At 39.7% G+C, this 10,068-nt stretch carries 11 protein-coding genes; 3 read left to right on the forward strand and 8 right to left on the reverse strand.

Annotated elements, in window-relative coordinates; all coding sequences use genetic code 11:
- Position 1: 1 nt before the first annotated feature.
- Complete coding sequence (locus AC33VI_RS03290; protein ID WP_491780842.1) at positions 2-1,471, forward strand: phosphate/phosphite/phosphonate ABC transporter substrate-binding protein; 1,470 nt, start codon at positions 2-4, stop codon at positions 1,469-1,471.
- A 50-nt stretch (positions 1,472-1,521) separates the two neighbouring features.
- On the opposite strand, the gene trhO is transcribed toward AC33VI_RS03290, so the two are convergent.
- From trhO to AC33VI_RS03305, 3 genes are all read right to left on the reverse strand, one after another.
- The gene (gene trhO / locus AC33VI_RS03295) at positions 1,522-2,415 is read right to left on the reverse strand and encodes an oxygen-dependent tRNA uridine(34) hydroxylase TrhO (protein ID WP_491780843.1); all 894 of its coding nucleotides are present in this window, start codon (positions 2,413-2,415) and stop codon (positions 1,522-1,524) included.
- A 28-nt stretch (positions 2,416-2,443) separates the two neighbouring features.
- A complete protein-coding gene (gene panB, locus AC33VI_RS03300; RefSeq protein ID WP_491780844.1) occupies positions 2,444-3,223 on the reverse strand; it encodes a 3-methyl-2-oxobutanoate hydroxymethyltransferase in 780 nt (259 codons plus the stop codon).
- A 415-nt stretch (positions 3,224-3,638) separates the two neighbouring features.
- On the reverse strand, positions 3,639-3,926 hold the full coding sequence (locus tag AC33VI_RS03305) for a hypothetical protein (protein WP_491780845.1): 288 nt from the start codon (positions 3,924-3,926) through the stop codon (positions 3,639-3,641).
- Positions 3,927-4,211: 285 nt separating this feature from the next.
- Between AC33VI_RS03305 and rph the strand changes: the two genes are divergently transcribed.
- Positions 4,212-4,928 carry a ribonuclease PH gene (gene rph / locus AC33VI_RS03310; RefSeq protein WP_491780846.1) on the forward strand — a complete coding sequence of 239 codons (717 nt, stop codon included), beginning with the start codon at positions 4,212-4,214 and terminating at the stop codon, positions 4,926-4,928.
- Between the two features lie 3 nt (positions 4,929-4,931).
- On the opposite strand, the gene AC33VI_RS03315 is transcribed toward rph, so the two are convergent.
- From AC33VI_RS03315 to AC33VI_RS03330, 4 genes are all read right to left on the reverse strand, one after another.
- Positions 4,932-5,348 (reverse strand): Tery_1686 family protein, encoded by a 417-nt coding sequence (locus AC33VI_RS03315; protein WP_491780847.1) that lies wholly within the window; start codon positions 5,346-5,348, stop codon positions 4,932-4,934.
- A 153-nt stretch (positions 5,349-5,501) separates the two neighbouring features.
- Complete coding sequence (locus tag AC33VI_RS03320) at positions 5,502-6,674, reverse strand: NAD(P)/FAD-dependent oxidoreductase (protein ID WP_491780848.1); 1,173 nt, start codon at positions 6,672-6,674, stop codon at positions 5,502-5,504.
- A 39-nt stretch (positions 6,675-6,713) separates the two neighbouring features.
- Positions 6,714-7,538, reverse strand: coding sequence for a nucleoside triphosphate pyrophosphohydrolase (mazG, locus tag AC33VI_RS03325; RefSeq protein WP_491780849.1), 825 nt, complete (start codon positions 7,536-7,538; stop codon positions 6,714-6,716).
- Between the two features lie 26 nt (positions 7,539-7,564).
- Positions 7,565-9,172 carry a S8 family serine peptidase gene (locus AC33VI_RS03330; RefSeq protein ID WP_491780850.1) on the reverse strand — a complete coding sequence of 536 codons (1,608 nt, stop codon included), beginning with the start codon at positions 9,170-9,172 and terminating at the stop codon, positions 7,565-7,567.
- 217 nt (positions 9,173-9,389) lie between these two features.
- On the opposite strand from AC33VI_RS03330, the gene AC33VI_RS03335 reads away from it, so the two are divergent.
- Complete coding sequence (locus AC33VI_RS03335) at positions 9,390-9,608, forward strand: DUF4327 family protein (RefSeq protein WP_491780851.1); 219 nt, start codon at positions 9,390-9,392, stop codon at positions 9,606-9,608.
- 25 nt (positions 9,609-9,633) lie between these two features.
- Here the strand turns inward: AC33VI_RS03335 and AC33VI_RS03340 are convergent.
- Positions 9,634-10,068 (reverse strand): serine/threonine protein kinase (locus AC33VI_RS03340; RefSeq protein ID WP_491780852.1); only part of this gene is annotated, 435 nt, incomplete at its 5' end.

Raw genomic sequence — 10,068 nt, forward strand, 5'->3', positions numbered from 1 at the left:
AATGTCAGAAATCTATCTTCGAGATTTACTAGCTTCTAATCAAGCTACGGATTTATTAGCTGCTAGCAAGAGATTAGTTAGAGAACCCAATACAAAATTAAACTGTACTGGAGTCAGCAATTTATCGCGCAAACAATTTAAACAACTATTTTCACAAATTCCTGCCAAAAACATTAGAACTGAAATTAATTACTATCTCAATATCGATACTATTGATGAAGAATTGCTAGGAATTTTGGCAACCTATATAGAATCTAATTTAGTAGAAATTAAACCTAAATATCCTCCAATTAAAAATATTGCTTTGACTATAGTTATAGGAATTTTAACTAGCGGAATTATTGTCTCTAATTTATATTATCAACAAAATCAGCAAGCCACTATTACTAATAATAAGGTAGGTCATTCTAAAACGCATCAATATAAACTAAAAACTAAATCTTTGACTATCGGTATTTTAGGCGATGTTGAAAAATACGAACCATTAATTAGCTACTTAGAATCCAAACTAAATAAAAGAGTCAAAATAACTCTAGATGGCTACGAAAATATACCCGAACGCCTGGCAAGCGATCGCATTCAACTCAAACAATGGGATTTAGTATTCGCACCATCTCCCACAGTCTCTCTGGCAGCAGAAGATAATAATTACCATCCTATAGCTAGAATATATCCCGATCGCCCTCCTTACTATCAATCTGTTCTATTTGTTAGAAAAGATAGCCAAATAGAATCTATGGATAATATTACTCCTGCAACTAAAATTGCTTTGGGGAATGATGATTCTGCATCTAGTTTTTATCTACCCCTTTACTATTTATATGGAGAAAAACTACATATATATCGCAATTATCGGGCATCAAAAATCAAGGAAATGGTCAAAAATGGTCGGGTCGATATTGGCGTAGGGATATGGAATGAAACAATTGAAAAAAAAGATTTAGACAATAATTTTCGGATTATTTTACAAACAATGGATATTCCTAGAGGTAGAGTTTATCTATCTCCTTCCCTAGCAAAAAAAGATAGCCAAATTTTAACCACATTATTAAATAATGCTCCTCAAACAGTTACCAATAAAGATAAAGCTAATTATGGCGACTCTAATACACCAATTGATTATACAGACTATAGAGAAGTAATAAAAAGTGTTGAACAAACAATTACCTGTGCCGATTTTACGGTAAATCCTGTAAACTTATACTGCCCTCCAAGACTGCAATATTTAGAATTAATTGGCAAAATTCAAGATTGGAAAAGCCAAAATAATCACTATAGCTTAACTATTGTCGATCGCGATCGTCACAAACATAAAGTTTATCTAGATAAAAAGATAGCGATTGAGATAGTCGGTCAAGACAACCCGATCTACCTCAAAAACAAAAAAGTTAAAATCAAATATGTCCCCTTAAAAAGCGATCGCCATATTGTTATTAAAAATCCCCTGCAACTCAAAATTTTACCCCAATAGTAGGGGCGGTTCGCGAACCGCCCCTACTACTATTACTACCTACCTACTCCTCATCCTTCTTTCATCTTCTTAATATATTCTCTTTGTCGGCGACGATCTTCTTGACGGGCTTTTTTCTCTGGAGTGAGGCTGTCATAACAGTAAGGACAGGAAATATAAGGTTCATACTGAGGAGACTGCTTTTCTGCTTCAGAAATAGGGTGTCCACAAGCATAACAAAGGTCGTGACTGCCCAATTCTAAACCTTCTTTCACTGCTACCCTGTCGTCAAAGACAAAACATTCTCCTTCCCACATACTTTCTTCGGGGGAGACATTTTCTAAATATTTGAGAATACCTCCCTTGAGGTGATATACCTCTTTAAATCCTTGAGAAAGCATATAAGAAGAGGCTTTTTCACAACGAATTCCCCCAGTACAAAACATTGCCACCTTGGGATGTTTTTCTGGGTCGAGATTGTCTTGAATATATTCAGGGAATTCCCGAAAAGATTCGGTATTGGGATTTTTTGCCCGCTTGAAGCTGCCAATCCCTACTTCATAATCATTTCTAGTATCGATGACTACTACTTCAGGATCGCTAATAATTTGATTCCAATCATGAGGATCGACATAAGTACCTACCTGTTGATTGGGGTTAACTTCGGGTATTCCCAAAGTAACTATTTCCGTTTTAATTTTTACTTTCATGCGGACAAAAGGAGGTTTGTTAGAAGTCGATTCCTTATGTTCTAAGTCTGCCAAACCTTCTAAGTTGCGAAGACTATCTAAAACTTGGGAAATAGCTGTTTTACTGCCAGCGATCGTGCCATTAATTCCTTCTTTTGCCAAGATAATCGTACCATTAATACCATTTTCTCGGCACAAACCCAGAATATGCGCTTTTTTAGCTTCTAGGTCTGATATAGTAACAAATTTATAAAAAGTAGCAATCAGATAATTCATGGAACATTGAGCATTGAACGTTCGGTATTTAAGAAGAGGGAAATTTTTTCTCGTTTACTTCCATAGTAAATTCTTGCACTGCATTACTAATTACTTGTCTCAGGTTGACATAAGATTTAGCAAAGGGAGGCTGTCTTTGAGATAAACCCAAAAAGTCGGCAGTCACTAAGACTTGTCCATCACATTGATTTCCCGCACCAATACCAATAGTGGGAATAGAGAGTTTTGAGGTAATTATCGCTGCCAGATCTGAGGGTATATGTTCGAGAATAATGGCAAAAGCCCCCGAACGCTCCAGGGCAATGGCGCGATCGATAATTAAATTGGCTTCTTTTTCTGTTTTCCCTTGTTGTTTGTAGCCCAATACGCGAAAAGATTGGGGAGTCAAACCCACGTGACCCATTACAGGAATACCGATAGCAGTCAACTCTTTGACTATCTCCAACATCTTTGGCTGTCCGCCTTCGATCTTAACGGCAGATGCCCCTGTTTCCTTGAGAACTCTTCCTGCTGCTTCCATAGCTTTTTCGAGGCTAACCTGATAGCTCATAAAAGGCAAATCGCAAACTATTAAAGCTCTTTTGACTCCGCGACATACTGCTTTAGCGTGGTGAATAGTCTCGTCTAGGGTTAGGGGAAGAGTACTTTCATAACCCAAACCGACCATTGCTAGAGAATCCCCTACTAAGATCAGATCGACTCCTGCCTCATCTAAGATCTGCGCCAAGCTATAATCCCAGGCTGTTAGGGAAACGATCGCTCGTCCTGTTTGTTTCCATTTGGTTAATTGTTGTATTGTTACTGCCATTACGATCTAAGCCGATCTGATAAATTTGCTTTGCTATTGTCTCATTGTAGAGTAGTGATGGCAGTTATAAACTACAGACTCAAAAGCGCAAGCCATTATAGGTTATAGGTTATAGGTTATAGCCCTTCGGGTTCGGGTGCGTTCCCTTGCGGAAAAGTGCGGTCTTGGGGGTCTCCCCCATGAGGAGGCACGGACTCGGAGCTTGCATCCGAGTATGGAGTGCCGTCAACTTTTTCAAGACGCGCCTTACGGCGATATTATGCCCTTGTGGTACGCGGTGAAGCAGTCCGTTGCGGAGGTTTCCGAGGGGCTGTGGTCGGAGGTTGCCTCCGACCTTTATACGCCCCGTTCCGTTGTAGGAACTGCTGAACCCGAAGGGGGTCACCCTCAGTTATAGGTTATAGGTTATCGATTATCAATCGCGGTCTTTAATACTTTGGTAGCGATAAAAATTGAGCATATCTAACAGAATACCAACAATACTAACTGTAATTCCTAAAGTAATCATTCCTTGTATTGGTTTGCCATTACCAAATACAGCTAGAAAATCCGCAATACAAGATATCATGCGATCGCTCAACTCCCAAAAACCTGGAACATAACCCACAATCACCAAAGTTGCGATCGCACCACCAATTAAAACTACTGGAGCGATAAAACTGACAAAAGCTGCGAGAAATAGGGAAACAAATATATTGGACACAATTTCTAAATAGTTACTACATTGAAAATTGTTAGCCAAATAAGAACGAAACTAAAACGTTCCTATTTATTTATTACGATATAAGTAAATTTTAACTTTATCGAATAATTTTAAAAATCTTAAATAACCACAAATAAACTTGGTGAATATTAATTGCTTTGGGAGCAACTAATTGATGAAAAATAAAGATTTTAGTTAAGAAACATATCAACATTGTAAATTATAGATTTCTGATTTATTATTTTCTGTCAAACTTAATTATTCTATTAATTAAGGAGTAATACTTTGCCCTGGAAACGTTCTGAAAACCGTCAAGCCGATCGATTACGCCCTCATAAATTTCAACTAGATTTTATTGAAAATCCTTTATCTTCTGTCATTGTCGAATGCGGCAAAACTAAAGTTTTGTGTACTGTTAGTATTGAAGATCGGGTGCCTAGATTCTTATTAAATAGCGGTCGAGGTTGGCTGACAGCAGAATATAGAATGTTACCAGGAGCGACTAATACCCGTCATTCACGAGAATTGATGAAGCTTTCAGGACGCACTCAAGAAATTCAAAGACTGATCGGGCGTAGTTTGCGGGCGGCAATAAATCTTCAAGGTTTTGGAGAAAAGACTATTACTATCGATGCGGATGTCTTACAAGCAGATGCGGGGACTCGTACCGCTTCCATTACAGGGGGATATGTAGCCTTGGCTCGTGGTATCAACAAGTTGATTGCCACAGGAGAGTTAAAAACATCGCCACCCTTAGAGCCAGTAGCAGCAATTTCTGTCGGCTTAATTGAAGGAGAAGCCTTTTTAGACCTTGATTATCCTGAAGATGTAGCTGCGGATGTAGACTTAAATGTAGTGATGAACGGTAAATTAGAGTTAATTGAAATTCAAGGTACGGCAGAAGCAAATAGTATGACGCGATCGCAATTAAACGCGATGTTGGATTTAGCTGAGAAAGGTATTGCCCAATTGTTAGAAGCGCAACAAAAAGTTTTAATTTAATTATTAATTAAATAATTCAAATACCTGACGGCAAAATAACTTCAACTGTTTTTCTGCTTCTTCTGCTGGTTTGCATTGACCGACACACTGCCAATTATCAATGGTGGAAAATTTCCAAGCCTGACCGATATAACTAAAGCCACAAGTTTCTACGCCAATAAATTTTTCTCGTTCTTCAGTTGGGTCTTTATAAAATCTAATTTGGACTAGAATGCTATTACTTTGATAGCGTCTACTCCAACCAGGAAAGTGAAAGCCAATGTCAATCGAATCTGGATCGACTAACTCGCGAGTGTCTGGATCGTTTTGCCAAGGTTTGAGATCGGCTTTGGCATCGGGAAATTGAGTTTTAAACAAAGTGACAGTAGAAGCAATTTTAGTTGCGGTATTTAAACCCTTGGCTCTTTCCGATGCGTTCACGATCTATCTCCCTTTGACACCTATTTAGACATTCGTTTATATAAGGATAAGTCAGCTTTTCTTTTTATATAAAGAAATTTGTCTGTTTTGCTACGTTTTTTCTGAAATTTTAACAAACCCTCAACAAAAGAACTACTTAAAACCATTAGATAATTATTGATGTTCGTTAATATAAGATTGCAATTGAGCGATCGCCTTATCTTCTTGACCCAACACCCAACGAGAAAAACGCCTAGCTAATACGGGAGCAAAAACTAGGGTGCTAGTAAAACCCGAGAAAAGATAAATTCCCTTACGGTTGGCTATATTTCCCACCAAGGCGATCGCTTGATGATTAAATGCCACCAGACAATTGTGACAAGTGCCAGGAATATCTTCTAGGAGGGGTAAAACATGACTAACTTGTTGGCGAATTTCTGTCTCGGCAGTGAAAGGATTGAGTTTGGCTTGGGGATTGGGAGCGATCGCGCTAATTTGACCCAGACAAATGCTACCGTCTTTAAACTGGATTGCCCCAGGATCTAAAATTGCTGTTGGTGCTTCGTTGTAGGGAGGGTTCCAAGCATCATCATTTAGTTCTTTGGCTTTGGCTTCGAGAATAAATCTTTGCTGTACGGCGGGCATGACTATCGTACCCAATTCCAACTCTACAGGAGGAGTCATAATTAATTGGGCGTGGGTAAAATACTGCTCGATTTTGATATTTGCTTGTTGTAATAGCGATCGCGATAGTCCCCCCGCACAAACAACAGTATTGGCAGCGTGAAAAACATTATTTTGAGTTTGCACTCCGATTACTGCTTCTCCTTGGAATAGGAAATTAATAACGCGTTCGCCAACTATCTTTCCGCCATTGCGTTGAAAAGCTCGAAGATAGGCATCAGTAGTTTTTTGAGGATGAATGTGTCCGTGAGGCAGTTTTAATGCCCCAGAGATAGCATTAGGATTGAGTAATGGCTCTAAAACACAAGCTTCGTTAACGCTCAACAATTCGGGGAGAATAGCAAAGCGATTATAATTTTGGGCGATCGCTTCGGGGTCATCTTCTCGATCTACGGTGAGAACTAAATCCAGATCGCGAAATTCTGTATCTGCGTCTAATTCTTCAGACAGATTGCGATGTAATGCTATGCCTTCTCCTCCCAAAGTGCGGGTTAATTTATCTGTCCCCGACCAATAAGCCAAGCCACCATAACTATAAACAGTGGCATTATTGGGAGTTAGATCTTTCTCCACGATTAAGACCTTTAATCCTTGCTGGCTTAATTCATATGCCAAACAAGCACCAGTTATTCCCGCACCAATCACAATCCAGTCGTATATCATTTAACAGTTAACATTGAGCATTTATCAATGAATACCTAACTACTTATTATTTAACTTTACCTTTGCTTGTTGCCACAAAGCTTCTAACTGATTAATATCGTATTCATTTAAAGGACGCTCGGCGAATTTTTCCATCATTGCCAAACGCTGAATAAACCGCTGATTAGTTCCCTGCAAACCATCAAAAGGACTGAGATCGTACCAACGGGCGATATTGATAATGGTAAATAACAAATCTCCCAATTCCTCTTCTTGGTGGATTTTATTATCTGTCTCCAAAGCTTCTTGAAACTCTGCCAACTCCTCTTCAAACTTTTCCCATACCCCCGCAGCGTTTTCCCATTCAAAACCCGCAGCAGCAGCTTTCTGAGAAATTTTCATCCCTGCCATCAAAGGAGGCAAACTGCGAGCGTAGCGTTTTAACTTACGACTGAGTAATTTTGCCTCTTCGGGGGTTTCTCCTTTTTCCTGTGCCTTAATTTGCTCCCAATTCTGATTTACTTCACTAGCACTATTAACCTTAACGTCGCCAAATACATGGGGATGACGACGAATCAATTTTTCACTAATCCCTTCTGCCACTTCTTTGAGGGTAAAGTCCCCTGATTCGCTGGCAATTTGGGTTTGTAAAACCACCTGTAACAACAAATCCCCCAACTCTTCCGCGAGCGCATCTTTGTCCCCCGATTGAATCGCATCAACTACTTCATAAGCTTCTTCAATTACATAGGGAATCAAGCTTTCTGGGGTTTGCGCTAAATCCCAAGGACAACCAACATCGGGCGATCGCAATTGTGCCACTACTGAGATCAAACGCTCCAAGGCATCTAAAATAGAGCGATCTATTGTTTTAGGAGAATTCATAAATATTAGTTATTATTTGTTAGTTATTAGTTAAATTTCGTCCACCAAGCCAAACCATAAGACTGAATTGGCTCGTTAAATTGATGGCGAAAGTAAACGCGGATTTTATAGCGTCCTGTAGTTGGTATGGGACAAAATATATGTTCTGTACTATCTTCGGAGGTCGAAGAAGAACAAACATTACGCATATTACTTTCCTCATTGAGAGGAATTAAATAAACATCCAAATTATTCAAACCGCGATCGCGAAAAGTTTCCCCCTCATCATATTGTTGATTGCGATTAAAATCATTGAGAGTGACCAAGCGATCCCATACCAAAGTGATCGCTGCATGACTCCCTGCTGACAAAGGTTGTTCTAAAATATATTCTCGATAGCCATAGGCAGGTACTCGATTGTAATCCCAACCAATAGCTCCAACAGGTTTTTGTTTCTGAGCTTGTCCCGCGCTAAATTGTTGATAAGCGCGCCAGACATTGAGATGACCAGTACCCATTTGGATATCTAAGGAAATGCGGGGATTTTCATAGGCATCGGAATCAAACCAATTATGGTTTTTTTCGCCCCAGATAGTTCGCTCCATACCCAACAGCATACCGTCTCCCGAATCGGCTATTTTATCGGCAGAATTGAGCAAAACTGCTTTCATTACTTCATGGCGGCGAGAATCTAGACTCCAATTAGGATCGGAAGTTGAATTCTGGTTCTGTTTTTGAGAACGCAACCTGCGATCGCCATATTCCTGTAATAAGGCTACAGCACCAGTAATATGAGGGGCAGCAAAACTAGTTCCGCTAACTTGTTCTAATTGATTTTTTTGATTGTAGACAGAGATTCGCCCTCCAGGGGCAAGCAAACTAACCGCTCGTCTAATGCCATAATTAATTTCTTTTTTAATCAAACTCCGTCCGATGCCGACGGGGAGATCGCTCAAATTGGCAAAATCGACTTTATCAAACTCTCCATTTCTTTTGGTAGTGTATGCCGTGACGATCCCGTTAAAATTATCTGTAGGAATCGGTATTCCTCCAGTACCTTGGTTGCCTGCGATCGCATACAAAACATTATCCTGACGCGCCAACCAATCAATACAAGAAGTCAACAAGGCTTTTCCATCCAAACGAGGTTCGTCTCTTTCGTCTCGTTCTAAAGATTCCCCAAAACTAAAATTAATCGCTCTGACATCGCCACTATTTTGCCTGGCAATATGTTGTGTAGCCAGACATTCTTGGGCTTGTCCTCCTTCGCTTAAAGATCCCACCGCCGAAGCATATAATTTTGCCATTGGTGCGATCCCCTGGAGAAACTTATCTCTCGCAATCATTACTCCTGCAACCATACTGGCATGATCGTCTACATTTTTATCGGCAACAGAAGGACGATCTCGATAAAAAACTGCCCTGGGAGAAATAACTTTTAAATCGTTCGCTGCCTTATCCTTACCAGGCTTTACGGGACGACCCACCTCTACTTGACCGATCCCAATTTTGCGTCCCAAGAGATTGTACGGTTTGTTATGCAGACGACGAGCGTTAACCCCTTTTTCCCCTAAAGAATCATTCAATGCTCCCACGGGAGCGATCGCAGTTACAACGATTCCCAGACCAATTAATAATTTTAGTTTTATATTCATCCTTACCCGCACAGGAACAGTCGGTTTTCTGTACTTTAATTAGTAATTACCGTATTTATTATTACAAACACTTGCCGAAATACTGTATTATAAGTTAAAAGTATGTCAGGTTAATCTGCACTCCTTCAGGCTAAGACTAAAGTTTGTGTAGCCAAACAGAAAGCCAGACCCTAATAAACTATTCAACCAACATATCATAGTAGACAAAGTTGAGCCTATGACAAAGCAAGTTGCGCATCCAATGATGAAATTGCAACGCCAAGTATCTTCCTTGGTACAATCTAAAATTGTCGCTCCGAGCGATCGCATCGGTAAAATAGCCCTACTTTTGGGCAATGATTGGTCTTATTGGAAAAATGAATTACTAGATTTTGATTTCTCTGCCCAAGATTCAATTCAAGAGTTATTAGACGTAGAAGATTGGGACGAAGACTAATTAAATCCCAGTAAGAATATTAAAACTAAAGACAGTTAGCCAGAGCTTCAGATAATTCTTTAGCTGTTTGATAGCGATCTCTAGGTTCTGGCTGACAAGCAATATTTAGCACTTCCCCTAAATTAGCGGGCAAGTTAGGAATACTGTCGATGTTAAATTCAAACTTATTACTCTGATAGCGATAATATTGCATCGGTGCGTTACCAGTCAGCAAGAAAATAATCGTCGTACAGATACCATAAATATCTGATTGTGGACAAGGTTTACCGCGATATTGTTCGGGCGCGCTATATCCTTCTACCCCAATTCTGGTTTCTAGTGCCGTACCCAATTCTTTGACCGCACCAAAAACTAACAGCATCAAACGGCTGTCGATGTTGCGTAACATTAGATTGGCTGGTTTGATATCTCGGTGAACTAAAGGAGGATCGAGGTTATGTAGATATTCCACTACGTCGCA

It is taken from the genome of Waterburya sp. (assembly GCF_058530065.1).